This is a genomic window from Micromonospora kangleipakensis, assembly GCF_004217615.1.
Classification (GTDB): domain Bacteria; phylum Actinomycetota; class Actinomycetes; order Mycobacteriales; family Micromonosporaceae; genus Micromonospora; species Micromonospora kangleipakensis.
The window spans coordinates 2,128,836-2,142,942 of sequence record NZ_SHLD01000001.1; the positions used below are offsets into that span (position 1 = coordinate 2,128,836).

The 14,107-nt window shown below is 71.5% G+C and carries 14 protein-coding genes; 4 read left to right on the forward strand and 10 right to left on the reverse strand.

Annotation, left to right across the window (positions count from 1 at the left end; translation table 11 throughout):
* Window positions 1-9: 9 nt before the first annotated feature.
* From EV384_RS10350 to EV384_RS10370, 5 genes are all read right to left on the reverse strand, one after another.
* The gene (locus EV384_RS10350) at window positions 10-375 is read right to left on the reverse strand and encodes a GYD domain-containing protein (RefSeq protein ID WP_242624005.1); all 366 of its coding nucleotides are present in this window, start codon (window positions 373-375) and stop codon (window positions 10-12) included.
* Between the two features lie 323 nt (window positions 376-698).
* Window positions 699-1,289: a dihydrofolate reductase family protein gene (locus EV384_RS10355; RefSeq protein ID WP_207232289.1), complete on the reverse strand. Its 591-nt coding sequence runs from the start codon at window positions 1,287-1,289 to the stop codon at window positions 699-701.
* On the reverse strand, window positions 1,286-1,741 hold the full coding sequence (locus tag EV384_RS10360; RefSeq protein ID WP_130332377.1) for an SRPBCC family protein: 456 nt from the start codon (window positions 1,739-1,741) through the stop codon (window positions 1,286-1,288). The genes EV384_RS10355 and EV384_RS10360 overlap by 4 nt, the downstream gene beginning before the upstream one ends.
* Complete coding sequence (locus EV384_RS10365) at window positions 1,738-2,076, reverse strand: ArsR/SmtB family transcription factor (protein ID WP_130332379.1); 339 nt, start codon at window positions 2,074-2,076, stop codon at window positions 1,738-1,740. Before EV384_RS10365 ends, EV384_RS10360 begins: the two co-directional genes overlap by 4 nt.
* 159 nt (window positions 2,077-2,235) lie before the next feature.
* Complete coding sequence (locus tag EV384_RS10370; RefSeq protein ID WP_130332381.1) at window positions 2,236-2,835, reverse strand: SUKH-3 domain-containing protein; 600 nt, start codon at window positions 2,833-2,835, stop codon at window positions 2,236-2,238.
* 220 nt (window positions 2,836-3,055) lie between these two features.
* Here EV384_RS10370 and EV384_RS10375 point away from each other — a divergent pair, with 220 nt between their 5' ends.
* Window positions 3,056-6,328 (forward strand): ATP-binding protein, encoded by a 3,273-nt coding sequence (locus EV384_RS10375; RefSeq protein WP_130332383.1) that lies wholly within the window; start codon window positions 3,056-3,058, stop codon window positions 6,326-6,328.
* A gap of 70 nt (window positions 6,329-6,398) precedes the next feature.
* Here the strand turns inward: EV384_RS10375 and EV384_RS10380 are convergent, their stop codons facing one another.
* Genes EV384_RS10380 through EV384_RS10390 form a run of 3 tightly spaced genes read right to left on the reverse strand, consistent with a single transcriptional unit; the run spans window position 6,399 to window position 8,842 of the window.
* Window positions 6,399-7,253 carry an ABC transporter permease gene (locus EV384_RS10380; RefSeq protein ID WP_130332385.1) on the reverse strand — a complete coding sequence of 285 codons (855 nt, stop codon included), beginning with the start codon at window positions 7,251-7,253 and terminating at the stop codon, window positions 6,399-6,401.
* A complete protein-coding gene (locus EV384_RS10385) occupies window positions 7,250-8,263 on the reverse strand; it encodes an ATP-binding cassette domain-containing protein (RefSeq protein WP_130332387.1) in 1,014 nt (337 codons plus the stop codon). Before EV384_RS10385 ends, EV384_RS10380 begins: the two co-directional genes overlap by 4 nt.
* A gap of 24 nt (window positions 8,264-8,287) precedes the next feature.
* The gene (locus EV384_RS10390) at window positions 8,288-8,842 is read right to left on the reverse strand and encodes an NADPH-dependent FMN reductase (protein ID WP_130332389.1); all 555 of its coding nucleotides are present in this window, start codon (window positions 8,840-8,842) and stop codon (window positions 8,288-8,290) included.
* A 165-nt stretch (window positions 8,843-9,007) separates the two neighbouring features.
* Here EV384_RS10390 and EV384_RS10395 point away from each other — a divergent pair, with 165 nt between their 5' ends.
* The 3 genes from EV384_RS10395 (at window position 9,008) to EV384_RS10405 (ending at window position 12,171) form a co-directional block, all read left to right on the forward strand.
* Window positions 9,008-9,538: a GNAT family N-acetyltransferase gene (locus EV384_RS10395; RefSeq protein WP_130332391.1), complete on the forward strand. Its 531-nt coding sequence runs from the start codon at window positions 9,008-9,010 to the stop codon at window positions 9,536-9,538.
* A gap of 423 nt (window positions 9,539-9,961) precedes the next feature.
* On the forward strand, window positions 9,962-11,731 hold the full coding sequence (locus tag EV384_RS10400; protein WP_130332393.1) for a hypothetical protein: 1,770 nt from the start codon (window positions 9,962-9,964) through the stop codon (window positions 11,729-11,731).
* Window positions 11,732-11,754: 23 nt separating this feature from the next.
* Window positions 11,755-12,171 carry a hypothetical protein gene (locus EV384_RS10405; RefSeq protein ID WP_130332395.1) on the forward strand — a complete coding sequence of 139 codons (417 nt, stop codon included), beginning with the start codon at window positions 11,755-11,757 and terminating at the stop codon, window positions 12,169-12,171.
* Between the two features lie 28 nt (window positions 12,172-12,199).
* Here EV384_RS10405 and EV384_RS10410 read toward each other — a convergent pair whose 3' ends face one another.
* Complete coding sequence (locus EV384_RS10410) at window positions 12,200-13,183, reverse strand: aldo/keto reductase (protein WP_130332397.1); 984 nt, start codon at window positions 13,181-13,183, stop codon at window positions 12,200-12,202.
* A 72-nt stretch (window positions 13,184-13,255) separates the two neighbouring features.
* A complete protein-coding gene (locus EV384_RS10415) occupies window positions 13,256-14,008 on the reverse strand; it encodes an SDR family oxidoreductase (protein ID WP_130332399.1) in 753 nt (250 codons plus the stop codon).
* Between the last annotated feature and the right edge of the window lie 99 nt (window positions 14,009-14,107).

Below are 14,107 nucleotides of genomic sequence, written 5' to 3' on the forward strand. Positions count from 1 at the left end.
GGACACAGGTCATCTACCCGGCGGCTGGTAGGCCTCTTTCACCCGGACCGCCTCGTCGACTTCCTCGGCTGTGAGCACCGGTGTGATCCGCGAGTCCACACCGCCCGCCGCCCGGATGGCGATGGCCAGTGCGGCCGCGGCCTTGTGGTCCGGCATTTCACACAACACATAGGTGTCGTTCTTACCGAATGAGAAGTACATCGACTCCAGCCGGCCGCCGCTAGCCTCGATCATGTTTCGGACGACCTCGACGCGCTTGGTACCACCGTCAGTGATCAGCCCCTTGATCCCGTCGATGGTGTAGGTCGACTGCAACAGAAATTTGGGCACCTCGGCATCAACTCCCAGATGTGGTGGCAGCCGCTCGACGGCCACCAGCGCCTGCTCGGTTCAACCCGCGTGGATCAGGTCGCGCTCAGCGCGTCCCTTGGCGTTGGATCCGCTCGCGGCCCTCGACCTTCGCCCGGCCCTGGTCGCGTTCTGTGCCCGATGTCCCGGTCGCGGCCCGCAGGTGCCGGCGGTCTGGCGAGTGTTCGACCTCGGAGCCCTGCCGGCCCCGTCTCCCGCTGCCCGGATTCCGCCCCGCACGTGCCGACTCGCCGCCGGGGTCGTGCTTGTTTGGCTTGTGGCTACCCATGCACCGCGCGTACCCGCTACGTCGGGCGCTAGTCATCCCGCGACGACCACGGCCGCACCGGTCAGCCGGCGAGTGCCGGCTCCCGGGCGTACGTCAGCAGCAGCGCGCCGGTGCTGGTTGGCTCGTTGCTCGTCAGGCGGAACGACGCGAGCCGCCCACCCTCCGGCCAGATGCGCTTGCCGCCGCCCAGCAGCACCGGGTCGAGCATCAGCCGCAGCTCGTCCACCAGGTCGTGCACCAGCAGGGACGTGGCCAGCCGGGCGCTGCCGATCACGTGCAGCTCACCGTCGCCGGACTCCTTGAGCGCGCGAACCGCGGGCACGTCGGACAGCACCGAGGTGGGCGCCCAGGTGGGGGACGACAGCGTCGACGACACGACGTACTTCGGCTTGCTGTTCAGCGGGTCCGCGACCACCTTCTCCGGCCCGGTGACGTGCGGCCAGTGCGCGGCGAACCGCTCGTAGGTCAACCGTCCGAAAAGGAACCCAGCGGCCTGGTTCAGGTTGTCCACCACCCACTGTCGGGAGGTGTCGTCGAACCAGCGCAGGTGCCAGCCGCCGTGCGCGAAGCCGCCGCTGGGGTCCTCGTCGGGCGCGCCGGGCGCCTGCACCACCCCGTCCAGGCTCATCCACTCGACCACCACGACCTTCACGCCGCCACCTCCGCGAGCTTCTCCAGCACCGACGTCCAGCCGGCCGCGACGCCGTCGGCCACCTGCGGCATCGCCGCCGCCAGGTCGTCCAACCTTTCGTGTACGAGGGTGAGCGCCGTCCCGCCCTCCGGTTTCCCGGCGAGGGTGACGGTCAGCAGCGAGTCGAAGGTCGGGCCGGCGGCGCGTTGCGGACCGACGAAGCCCCAGCGCCAGACGATGCGCCGGTCCTGCTCCAGCTCGACCAGCTCGCAGTCGAAGCCGCCGACGTCGGCGCCGGCGTCGGTGTGCCAGATCCGGTACCGGCCGCCGATCCGGGGCTCGACCTCGGCGCGGGTCACCTCCAGGCCGCCGGGGGCGAGCCAGCGGCGCAGCAGGTCGGGGTCGAGCCAGGCCCGGTATACCTTCTCGGGTGGGGCGGGCAGGTCGCGGTGCAGCCGTACGGCGGTGGTCATCGGTCGGTCCCTTCGTCGTCGGTGAGGAGCGCCTCCAGGGCGTCGAGGCGGTCGGTCCAGTGGCGCCGGTAGAAGTCCAGCCAGGCGGAGGCGGTGGCGAGCGGGGCCGGTTCCAGCGCGCAGACGTGCCGGCGGCCGGTGATGGTGCGCCGCACCAGGCCGGCGCGTTCCAGCACCTGCAGGTGCTTGGAGGCCGCCGCCAGAGACATGTCCAGGGGCTCGGCCAGCTCGCCAACGGTCAGCTCCCGCTCGGCGAGCCGGCGCAGCATGGTGCGCCGCGCCCCGTGCGCGAGGGCGTGGAACACCGCGTCCATCCCCACCGGATCCTCAACCATGTGGTTGACGATAGCTGGCGCCGGGCCGTTCGTAAACCGATCAGTTGAATTTTCTCGGTCTCGCCGGGCCGCCGGCCGGGACTCGTCGGGCGGCGGATACGAGGAAGCCCCCGACGGCGCCGTGCCAGCGGGTCGAGGGCTTTCGTGGAGCGCGGCGGCTCACGGCTCGCTCGGGGCCTCCTCGCCCTCCAGCAGCCGGGCCAGGCCGGTCGCGCCGCGGCCGACCCGTTTGATCTGGTCGTTGAAGAGCATGTGGACGGTGCCGGCCGCGTCGATCGCCAGGCTGGCGTGCCCGTCGTACTCTTCGCCGACCGGATAGAGCTGGCCGGCCGCCGGCGCGTCGAGGCTGTCGAACCACGTCTTCTGCCCCAGGCACAGGGTCGGGTCGAGTCGTACGCCGATGCGGGCGTAGTCCCGTCCGGGACCGCTGACCGGCACGGCCAGGCCGCCGAACTCGGTCAGGAACGCGCGCGCGGCGGGGTGCATCGTGAACCCCTCCGGGGCGAGCGCGCTCTCCCACCCGGACACGTCCGCCCGGCGGCGCGGCGACCAGCCCGCCGCCTTGAGCTCCTGTGCCGCCCGCGCCGGCAGGTCGCGCTCGTCGCCGCGCATGCGGACCCGGACCAGGCCGTCCGCCGCCTCGCCGTACCCCTCGGGCGGCGGCGCATCGGCGCCGTCCGTTGTGGACTGGTAGGCGGCAAGGCTGCGCAACGTGTCGGTGAGCGCCTTGTCGATGCCGGACGGGTCGGTAGGCGCCACGTCAGCCCCCGTTTCCGTTGTGACTACGTCAGCGTGATCTTAAGCGACCGCCGTAAGCGCATCGAGGCTTGTCGGTGCGGTACCGGCATCCGGGACCCAGCCACCGGTCATGCGCCCACGGTTCGCCGGCGGACCGCCGCCCGCCCGACCCGCACCTCGTGACCGGCCAGGCGGCCGCTGCCCGCATCATGTCGGCCCGTTCCGTTACGGTCGGGGGGCCATGCAGCCGCGGTTCGGCGAGACCATCATCGGGCGGGAGCATCCCGCGGGCCTGCTGCGCGCCGAGGTGGACCGCGCGACCGCGAGCCACGGCGGCCTGGTGCTCGTCACCGGTGAGCCCGGCATCGGCAAGACGACGCTCGTCACGGCCGTGGCCGAGGAGGCCCGGCAGCGGGGCGCGCTGGTGCTCGGCGCCGCCTGCTGGGATTCCGACAGCGCGCCCGGCTACTGGCCCTGGGTGCAGGTGCTGCGCGCCCTGCGCCGCTCGCCTGACGACTGGGCGCTCGCGCGGGAGGCCGCCGAGCCTGGCCTCGGGGCCCTGCTCGGCGAGGCGACCGACGGCACGAGCGACGAGGACGACGGCGACCAGGAGGCGTTCGCGCTCTACGACGCGGTGACCACCGCGCTGGTCGCGGTCGCCCAGCGGCGGCCGGTCGTGGTCGTCCTCGACGACCTGCACTGGGCCGACCCCGCCTCGATGCGGCTGCTGCAGTTCGCCGCCCAGCACACCTGGTTCGAGCGGCTGCTGCTGATCGGCACCTACCGGGATGCGGAGGTCGAGTCGGGCGACCACCGGCTGCGCCCGCTGCTGATGCCACTGACGGCGAAGGCGACCACCGTCACCCTCACCGGCCTGTCCCGCGACGAGGTGGGCGCGCTGATGATCCGCACGGCCGGACGGAAGCCCGATCCGGGCCTCCTCGACGAGGTGCACCGGCGTACCGGCGGCAACCCGTTCTTCGTCGAGCAGACCGCCCGGCTGTGGCGCGCCGACGGCCTGGTCACCACGATCGCCCCCGGGGTCCGGGAAGCCGTGCGTCGGCGCCTCGCCCAACTGCCCGCCCCGGTGGTCGATGCGCTCACCGTCGCCGCCGTGCTGGGCCGCGACTTCCACCGCCAGGTCCTCGCCGCCTGCGTACCCGCCCCGGCCGCGCAGGTCGACCGGCTCCTGGATCGCGCGGTGACCGCCCGGCTCGTGGTGGCCCGCGGCGGCGGCCGGTTCGCCTTCGCCCACGATCTGGTCCGCGAGACCCTCTACGACGGGCTGGCCGACGACGACCGGCGGGCCCGACACGCCTTGGTCGTCCGGGCCGTCGACCGCTCGGCGGCGCTCGCCGAGCGGCTGATCCCCGCCGACCTGGCCCGCCATGCCTGGCTCGCGGGCACCGATCTCGACCCGTCCCGGGCCGCCGAGTTGCTGGTCGCCGCCGCGCGGGATGCCGGTGGGCGGCTGGCCATGGAGGAGTCGGCGGTCCACTTCCGGCGGGCGCTGGAGGTCGACGAGGACCCGGCGCAGCGCGTCAAGACCATGGTCGAGCTGGCCCAACTGCTGTCGCACCTGGGTGGCCGGGAGGAGTCTGGGCGACTCCTCACCGAAGCGGCGGAGCTGGCGTTCAGGCTCGACGACCCGGCGCTGCTGGCCCGCGTCGCGCTCACCGTCCACCGGCACCTCTGGGCCCCCTCAGGTCACTCGACGGACTCGGAGGGGCTGTTGCGGGAGGCGCACCGGCGGCTCATCGGCGAGCCCGACGACGCCGTGCCGGTGACCACCGTGGTGGCCGACCTGATCACCGCCACCGAGACGCTCGCCCGCCGCGGGCAGGACGACGAGGCTCTCACCTTCAGCCTCTGGGCCCGGCACGACACCACTTGGGGGCTGGGCACAGCTGCCGACCGGGCGGCGCTCACCGCCGAGATCCGCGACGTGGCCCGCCGGACCGGCGACCGGGAGACCGAGCTGTGGGCGACCTCGCTGCGCTGGGTCGCGCTGCTGGAACTCGGCGACCCGCGCTACCACCAGGAGCTCACCGCGTTCGTGACGGCCGGCCGGGAAGGCGACGTCGCCCGGCACCGGATGGCGGGCACCATCGACGGCGGCATCATCGCCGCCTTCCGGGGCGACTTCGCCAAGGCCGACGAGCTGTTCGGCGAGCTGGCCGGGTTCGGCGAGTGGGAGCACTCCGACCACGCCTTCATGGGCCACCACCTGCGCTGGTCCTTGCTGTTGCTGCAGGGCCGGTTCGACGAGATCGACACGCTGCTCGCCGGGCTGGACCCGACCGATCACCACTACCTCGAGCTGGTCCAGGCGATCACCGCCGCCGAGCGCGGCGATGACGAGGCTGCCGTACGCCTGACCGCCGGCATCGAGGCGGCGGGCACGCGGTACCCCCGGCCGGTGTCGCCGCTGTGGCTGCGGGTGCGGGCGCAGGTCGCCGCCGCCACCCGTGACCCGCACCGCTGCGCGCAGGCGCGGGAGGCGCTGCTGCCGTACCGCGGGCAGTGGATGGCGGCGCTCTTCGGCTGCGACATCAGCGGCCCGGTCGACCACTGGCTCGCCCTCGTCGACGCCGCGCAGCAGCGCTGGGACGACGCGATCGCCGGATTCGAGGCGGCCCGCGACGCCGCCGACCGGATGGGCGCCCGCCCCTGGTCGGTGATCGCCCGCACCGGCCTGGTGGACGCCCTGACGGGGCGCGGTCGCCTGGGCGACGCGGCCGCAGCAGCCGAGCTGCGCGCCGCCACCGCAGACGAGGCGAGTGCGCTCGGCATGGCGCAGGTGCTGCACCGGCTGGGCGTCGTGGGCGCGGAACCCGGCGCCACGGGCAGGCCGGCGCCAGCGCCGCCAACGGCCGGACCGGGCGACGCAGCTGCCGCGCCCGCGGACGGGCGGCGATCCGCCGAGGCTGTCGCCGCGGTAGCGACATCTGTCGCCACTCCCGTCGTCGACTACGAGTTCCGCTGCGACGGCCCGGTCTGGCAGTTCGCGTACGCCGGCGCGGTCGCGCACCTGCCCGACGCCAAGGGCCTGCACGACCTGCGCCTGCTGCTGAGCCGGCCCGGCGTCGACGTGCCCGCGGTCGAGCTGCTGGACCCTGCCGCCGGCCCGGAACTCGCCGCCGCCCGCCGGCTCGGCGGCGACCCGGTCCTCGACGACGAGGCGAAGGCCCGCTACCGGCGCCACCTGCAACGCCTCGACGACGAGATCGACCGGGCCGCCGCACGGGGCGACGAGTCGAAGCTGGCCGCCCTCGACGCCGAGCGCGCGGCGCTGCTCGACCAGCTGCGCGCCGCGGCCGGGCTTGCGGGCCGCAGCCGCCGCCTCGGCGACGAGGCCGAGCGGGCCCGCAAGACCGTGACCGCCCGCATCCGGGACACGCTGCGCCGGCTCGACGACCGCCACCCCGCGCTCGCTGCCCACCTGCGCGACACCGTCTCCACCGGCAGCACCTGCCGCTATCTCCCCGCTGAACCGCTGCCCTGGCACCTGTGACCTGCGGGCGGGCAACGGCGACGGGCGCCGGCGGGGGAGTCCGTGGCGGCGCCCGTCGTGGTCACGAGAATCAGCGGCGGTTGTAGCGGTACATCGTCAGCGTGCCGAAGACCACCACGAAGCCGGCGCTCCACAGCAGCAGCCACATGGTGTTCGTCGGGTCGGACGATCCCGCCATCGCCGCCCGCACCGCCGCCACCAGGTGGGTGATCGGGTTGACCTTGACGAACGCCTGGAGCCAGCCCGGCATGGTGCCCGGGTCGACGAACACGTTGCTCAGGAAGGTCAGCGGGAACAGCACCATCATGCTGACCCCCATCACCGACTTTTCGCTGCGCAGGATCAGCCCGAAGAACGTCCAGACCCAGGAGAACGCGAACGAGAAGACCACCAGCAGACCGATCCCGGCCAGCACGCCGAGCAGCCCACCGTCGGGCCGGAACCCGAGCACCAGCCCGACGCCGAGGATGACCAGGGCGGCGAGGACGTAGCGCAGCACGTCGCCGAAGATCATGCCGACCAGCGCGGCCGGCCGCCAGACCGGCAGCGTCCGGAACCGGTCGAAGACCCCCTTCTCGATGTCGGTGTTCAGGCCGACGCCGGTGTACATGGTGATCATCACAACGCTGGTCACCATGATGCCGGGCAGGAAGAACTGCAGGTAGTCCCGCGGGCTGTCGGCGAGGGCACCGCCGAACAGGTAGGTGAACATCAGCACCATGATGATCGGGAACGCGGTCACGTCGAACAGCTGCTCCGGCACGTGCTTGATCTTCAGCAGCGCGCGCCAGCCGAAGGTGAACGACGCCGACAGTGCGCTCGGCCGGGGCGGTCGCGCGCCGGGCGCGAGGACGGTCGCCAGCGCCTCGGCGGACGGTACGTAGACGGACGGGGCCCGCCCGGTCGTGGTAGCGACGTTGCTCATCGGGCTGCCTCCAGCTGGTCGTCCCGCTCGTCGGCCTCGACGGCGGGGTGATCGGTCAGGGCCAGGAAAACCTCGTCCAGGCTCGGCTGGCCGAGGGAGAAGTCGTCGACGACGATGCCGGCGCGGGCCAGCTCCCCGAGCGCCCGGGCCGCCTGCACGCTGGCGTCGAGGTCGGAGCCGTCGCCGCCGACCCGGGCCGTCATCGCCACCGGATCCGGTTCGAGCTGCACCGGCACGCCGAGTGCGGCCTGGAGCACCTTCTCGGCCTCCGGCCGCTGCCCCGGGTCGCGCAGTCGCAGGTGGACCGTGCCGGAACCGACCGACGACTTCAGCTCGCCCGGCGTGCCCTCCGCGATCACCTTGCCGTGGTCGACCACCGCGATCCGCCCGGCGAGCTGGTCCGCCTCGTCCAGGTACTGCGTGGTCAGCAGCACCGTCGTGCCGTGCGCCACCACCGCCCGGACGATCTCCCACACCTGGTTGCGGCTGCGCGGGTCCAGACCCGTCGTCGGCTCGTCGAGGAACAGCAGGTCGGGAGTGCTGAGGATGCTCGCCGCGATGTCGATGCGCCGCCGCATGCCACCCGAGTACTTCTTGACCTGGCGGCCGGCCGCCTCGGTCAGACCGAACACGGCCAGCAGGCTCTCGGCCCGTTGGCGGGCGGCCGGCTTGCCCAGCCCCAGCAGCCGGCCGAGGAGCACCAGGTTCTCCATGCCGGTCAGGTCCTCGTCGACCGAGGCGTACTGGCCGGTCAGGCTGACCCGGGCGCGAACGGCGTCAGCCTCCTTCACGACGTCATGCCCGAAGACCCGCGCCCGGCCGCCGTCGGGGCGCAGCAGCGTCGCCAGCACCCGTACCGCCGTGGTCTTGCCGGCGCCGTTCGGGCCGAGCAGCCCGTAGACGGTGCCGGCGGGGACTTGGAGATCGATGCCGTCCAGCGCGCGGGTCTCCCCGAACGACCGGGTCAGGCCGTCGGCCTCGACGGCCAGGCCGGTGGTGCGCTTACTCATGATCGCAACCTTCCTCTTCCACCTTCAGGAGACGTACGGGCGCGCCGCGCGACCGTCGCGCAATGTCAGACCCCACCAGCAGAGCTGGTCGAGCAGGACCCGGGAGTCCTGGCGCAGCTGGTCCTCGGCCTGTGGCGTCGGCTCGCCGCAGAGCAGGTCGACGCCGACCATGTCGCGTACCGTCACGGCGTGCAGGGCGGTGAAGACCGTCCGGAGCTGGTCGACCGCGTGCAGGCCGACCGAACGGCAGCCGTACGACACGAAGCCGACCGGCTTGGCCTGCCACTCGTCGTACGCGTAGTCGATCGCCTGTTTCAACGAGGCCGGAAAGCTGTGGTTGTACTCGGGGGTGACCACGACGAACGCCTCCGCCCGGCTCACCTGCTGCGCGAACGACCGCATCGTCGCGGTCGGCACCGCCGGATAGCTGGCGGGGAAGTCGTACGCGGCGAGGTCGACGACGGTCACCGTCATCTCGTCGCGCTGCTGCGCCTGGTGGACGAACCAGCGACCGATCCGGTCGCCCATCCGTCCCTCACGGGTGCTGCCGATGATCACGGCAAGCCTCAGCGGCGTCATGCTTCCCTCCCGCTTCTGTCGGGCCTCACCCGTCAGGCGCGAGACGATGGCCGGCACCCGCGAGATCTGACCTAGCGGCAAGGCGCAACGGGCGCGATCGAGGGTGAGGTGCACGAATCGTCGGTGGCGGCTGTTTCAATGAGCCGTCGCGAGAACGGGGGCGAAATGGCCGAGGTGCGCATCGAGCCGTGGCACGAGGGCGACCTGGAGCTGCTGCGACGGCTCAACACGCACGAGGTGCGCGCGCACACCGGGGGCCCGGAGACCGACGAGCAGGTGATCGCCCGGCACGAGCGGTACGTTCGCGGGCCCGGCCCGCGCAACGGCCACATGTTCACCATCGTGCTGCCCGACGGGGTGAAGGTCGGCAGCGTCGGTTACTGGGCCCGGGAGTGGCGCGGCGAACCGGTCTACGAGATGGGCTGGGCGATCCTGCCCGCGTACCAGGGTCGGGGGCTGGCGACCGCCGCGGTGCGCGCCGTCATCGCGGAGGCCGCGGCGCGCGGCGACCGGCGGTGGGCGCACGCCTACCCGTCGGTGGACAACCCGCCGTCGAACGCGGTGTGTCGCAAGGCCGGCTTCACGCTGCTCGGCGAGACCGAGTTCGAGTACCCGCCGGGCCGCCTGATGCGCTCCAACGACTGGCGCATCGACCTGAACGTCTGGAGATCGACGACGATGTCCAAGCCGGATTGATCGCGGCGGGCGGCCTCTGCGTACCTCAGGACATGACGCCTGTGTGGATCGCTGGATCAGACGGGTCGGTCGTGATCAATGTGGCTGACCGTTTCCGCGGTGTCGCGGACGTACCGGGGCCGCTGTCCGCAGGGTTGGCAGGCGAGACCCGAACGGGGGAGTGGATCGGCATTCGCTATAACGATAGCGTAACGACGATTTCCGATCGATGATTTGAAACAGCGATTGGCGATACTTGCCGTCGGTGTGTGACGTGCGGTTATTCCGTCGGGGTGGACGTAGTCGGTGGACAAATGTGGCGCAAATCGAAGCTCGACACGCCCCGCACTCTGTAGCAGGGTGTACTCCTCTGAGTACGCTTAGCTGTCGGCGGCGGGGAGCGTGGGGTCCGTGGGGAACCAGCGTAACGCTCGGAAGACGATGATGAATCTCGCCATCTGTGTCGTGGCGGTCCCGCTGGCGGTGCTGGCCGGCGCTACCGGATGGCTCCGACACCGCTTCGACGGGTATGACGGTTGGTTGCATGATCATGGCGATCTGCTCGAAGCCGCTGCCCGCATGCTCCTGCTACTTCCCGCCATCGCTCTCGCAATGTGGATCTTCGCCCGGTTGCGGGAACGCCTGAGCCACGACACCCCTATGCCTGAGCAGCCCACGCAGCCCGACGTCGCTTGGCTCCAAGGACTTCAGACGTCAGCGATCGAGCGGCTCACCGAGCACGACCGAAAAGCGATCGCACTGTTCGTCGAGCTCATCGTCGACCCGGCCCGAAGCCGTTCCCGGCTCACTGAGGTCATCGATCTCGACCACCGTGCGGTCACCCAGCAGGTGACGATCTCCTTCTCGCTGCCCACCGCGGAGGACGGCGGCCAGGCGTTGTACGTGCCGGTCCTGCAACCCATGAAGGGCGAGCTGGTGGACAACTTCCACCTGCGTTCCGCCGCCGGTGACTCGCTCACGACCATGTCCTACGAGGAGTCGATCCGGCTGGCGTCGGCCGGTCTGCGGCTCCTGCTCACCGAGATCTTCGCCGGTCCCGAGACGTCCGCCAACCTCACCACGCTGGACGAGACGGTTCGCGCCGCCGAACTCGCTCTGCTGCACATCGTCGCCGTCCGTGGACCGATCAGCAGCCACCTCACCGAGCAGCGGATGGCTGTCATCCTCGAAAAGATCAAATTCCCGGACGACCAGAGCCGCGAGCGGGTCCGCAAGTACGTGGCCGCGCTGAGTTCTTCCTATCCCATCATCGCCGTCATCCCTGCCACCGATGCCATCAGCCGGCGCCTTCTGATCAAATACGACCGGACCTTCATCCCGTCATCCTTCACGAAGGGCTGGAAGGGTCTTCTTCGACTCGGTCTCGGCCTGAATCCCGACCAGGTGGCAGTTCCGGTCGAACTGGCGCTCACCGCGGACAGCTACCATCTACGGGTCAATGCACCCTCGAACAAATACGTCCTCAAGCAGTACCTCCAGTGCCGGCACTGTCGACTTCTGGCGACCCGTCAGTGGCGCGGGAAGGCGCCGGAGAATGGCAGCGAGTGCAGGCACGAGGTCGATCCGGCCCTGGCGGACGGAAATGCACCGTTCCACCTCGACCACCACTTCCGGGTACGCCGCAGGCGGGGGCAGAGCTTCGTCCACGTCTACATGCGCGGGTACGCCCGGCAATCGCCGAAGATGCGTGACCTGCAACTACTCGCGGGCTTCAAGGAGGTGCCGCCGGGCGCCCGCGGGCGGGCGGCGGTCACCGCTCTCGCCACGACCCTGTTGATCGCGGTCGCCGGAAATCTCATCACCCGGCCTCAGGGCGCCCAGGTGGGCGGCCTGCCGGCCCTCATGCTCGCGCTGCCCGCGGTCGCCGCCTCCTGGTTCGGCATGTCCTCCGACAAGGAGGCGCTGGTCGGCGGCTCCCTGCTCGCCCGAATTTCCCTCATCGTCAGCGGCGGCGCCTCGATCGCCGGCGTGATCCTCTACCTCACCTCACCGCCTCCGGCCGCCACCTCGGTAGGGAGTATCGGGGATCCCGTCACCTTCGTTGGAATCACCGACTGGCGGTGGATTGCCCTCTGTGTCATTTCCGCGGTGAACCTGATCTACGTCTCCTACCGGTTCACCCTGAAGCTGATGCACTACAACGACCTGATCAAGCGGAAAGACCTTGGCGCGGGGGAGTTCGCGTACCGATGAAGACGAGATCCGGAGGAGTTGTGGTGGCATCTGACAAGCCGGAGCCCTCGGCGGAGCAGCCCGAGGAGCGGTACGTGGTGGACGATGCCCTCTGGGTGGTCCCGTCCAGCAACTATGTGGATTCGGGGCCACCGTTGGAGAAGAGCCTCTTCGACGATCCTCAGCGGCTGAACAAGGCGTGGCATCTCGCCATCACCACTCTCCAGGCGGAGGCGCGGGAATCTGTCGAGAAGAAGCAGCAGATCGAGGAACAGGCGCGTACGTACATCGATGAGGCCGACCGTGCGGTCGCTCCGGTGAGCGACCCGCAGCCGGATCTGTCGGGCGAGGCCGGGCAGCCGATTGCCGAGGCGAAGGGCGAGTCGGCCGTCGCCGTGGTCCGACGCCTCGACCGGCTGTTCAGGGCGACCAGGAGAGTGGTTCCCGGGCACACCACCTGACCGACCGATCGAGGCGCCGGCAGCTAGCTCAGCGGGCCGCGTCCAGCCGGGCCCGCTGCTCCGCGGTCAGCGCCAGGTCCACCGCGGCCAGGCTCTCGTCGAGCTGCGCCACCGACGACGCCCCCACCAGGGGGATCGCCGGCACGTCGCCGCCCATCAGCCAGGCCAGCACCACCTGGTTCACCGTCGCCCCGGTCTGCGCCGCCACCTCCCGCAGCGCGGCCAGCCGGCCCGGCGTGCTCGGCAGGTCGTACGCGGGACCGAGCCGGTCGGCCCGGGTGTAGCCGCCCCGGATCAGCGGCGAGTACGCCACCAGCGCCAGCTCCGGCTCGGCCCGCAGGTAGCTGGCCAGGTCCGGGCCGACCGCGCCGACGTCGCCGTCCGGGTCCAGCTCGCTGGGCACGTCGAACCGCCGCTGCAGGTAGGTGTGGTGGTACTGGAGCACCTCGTACCCGGGCAGGCCGGCCGCGGCGGCGAGCGCGCGGGCCCGCTCCACCCGCCAGGCCCGGTGGTTGCTCGCCCCCAGCAGGCCCACCGTGCCCTCGGCGACCAGCTCGGCGAAGGCCGTGACGGTCTCCTCCGCCGGCACGGTCCGGTCCTCGATGTGCGCGTAGAGCAGGTCGATTTTCGCCACGCCGAGCCGTTCCCGGCTCCGCTCGGACGACTCCCGGATCACCTTCGCCGACAGCCCCTCCGGGTTGTCGACGTAGCTGGTGCCGGGTGCCAGGGGACGCGCGCCGAGCTTGGTGGCGATGACGATCTCGTCGCCGACGCCCCGGCTGCGCCGCCACCGGCCGAGCAACTCCTCGCTCTCCCCGCCCTGGCCGCCGTTCATCCAGAACGCGTAGTTGTCGGAGGTGTCGATGAAGGTGCCGCCGGCCTCGACGTACCGGTCGAGGATGGCGTACGAGGTGGCCTCGTCGGTGGCGGTGCCGAAGAGCATCGCGCCGAGGCTGAGCACGCTGACCTCGCGGCGGGTGGCCGGGTCGGTGCCGATCGTGCGGTATCTCATGGGTGTCCTCCCCGTGGGATGAGAGCCGACGCCGACCACCCTCGACCTTCGAGTGCGCGCGAAGTCAAGCGGTCACCAGGGCAGCACCCCGTAGCCGCCGCCGGCGTCCATCTGGAACCCCCACAGCAGGCCGCTCGGCCCGTCCGCCGGCAGCGTCGCCAGGTGCACGCTGACCTCGGCGCCCTGCTCCGGCGTACGGAAACCGGAGTTGCCGTTGAGGTCGGTGGCGCAGTAGCCGGGGTTCGCGGCGTTCACCTTGATCGGGGTGTCCCGCAGCTCCTTGGCGTACATCGCGGTGACCATGTTCAGCGCCGCCTTCGACGACGGGTACGGCACCGAGGTGAGCTCGAACAGGGCGCCCTGCGGGTCGGTCATCACCGCGATCGAGCCGACCTCGCTGGAGACGTTCACGATCCGGGCGGCCGGGGCCCGGCGCAGCAGCGGCAGCAGCGCGTTCGTCACCGCCACCACCCCGAACACGTTCGTCTCGTACACCTCGCGCAGCGTGGCGAGGGTGGTCTCGCTGGGCAGCGCCGAACCGTCGGCCCGGACGATGCCGGCGTTGTTGACCAGCACGTCCAGGTGGCCGTACTCCTGCTCGACCAGCTTGGCCGCGGCGGCGATCGACTCCCCGTCGGTGACGTCGAGTGGCACGAACCGGGCGTCCGCGCCGCCGTCGCGCAGCGCCCGCTCCGCCTCCCGGCCGCGCGCCGCGTCCCGCGCGCCGACCAGCACGGTCCACCCGCGCGCGCCGAGCTGCCGGGCGGTGGCCAGGCCGATTCCCTTGTTGGCCCCGGTGATCAGGGCGATCGTCGATGTCGTCATGCCGTCGAGCCTGCCGCCTCTCCCGGCCGGCCGGGAGAGGCCGGCGGAGGCTGGGACCGGCGGTACCACCCTCGGCGGCGCCGGGTGCGGCAAGCTGGA

Bases quoted from the DNA above. Each gene is read 5' to 3' on its own strand.
- EV384_RS10360 (WP_130332377.1), bottom strand. From the start codon at position 1,741: ATGACCACCGCCGTACGGCTGCACCGCGACCTGCCCGCCCCACCCGAG.
- EV384_RS10365 (WP_130332379.1), bottom strand. From the start codon at position 2,076: ATGGTTGAGGATCCGGTGGGGATGGACGCGGTGTTCCACGCCCTCGCG.
- EV384_RS10375 (WP_130332383.1), top strand. From the start codon at position 3,056: ATGCAGCCGCGGTTCGGCGAGACCATCATCGGGCGGGAGCATCCCGCG.
- EV384_RS10380 (WP_130332385.1), bottom strand. From the start codon at position 7,253: ATGAGCAACGTCGCTACCACGACCGGGCGGGCCCCGTCCGTCTACGTA.
- EV384_RS10385 (WP_130332387.1), bottom strand. From the start codon at position 8,263: ATGAGTAAGCGCACCACCGGCCTGGCCGTCGAGGCCGACGGCCTGACC.
- EV384_RS10390 (WP_130332389.1), bottom strand. From the start codon at position 8,842: ATGACGCCGCTGAGGCTTGCCGTGATCATCGGCAGCACCCGTGAGGGA.
- EV384_RS10395 (WP_130332391.1), top strand. From the start codon at position 9,008: ATGGCCGAGGTGCGCATCGAGCCGTGGCACGAGGGCGACCTGGAGCTG.
- EV384_RS10400 (WP_130332393.1), top strand. From the start codon at position 9,962: ATGAATCTCGCCATCTGTGTCGTGGCGGTCCCGCTGGCGGTGCTGGCC.
- EV384_RS10410 (WP_130332397.1), bottom strand. From the start codon at position 13,183: ATGAGATACCGCACGATCGGCACCGACCCGGCCACCCGCCGCGAGGTC.
- EV384_RS10415 (WP_130332399.1), bottom strand. From the start codon at position 14,008: ATGACGACATCGACGATCGCCCTGATCACCGGGGCCAACAAGGGAATC.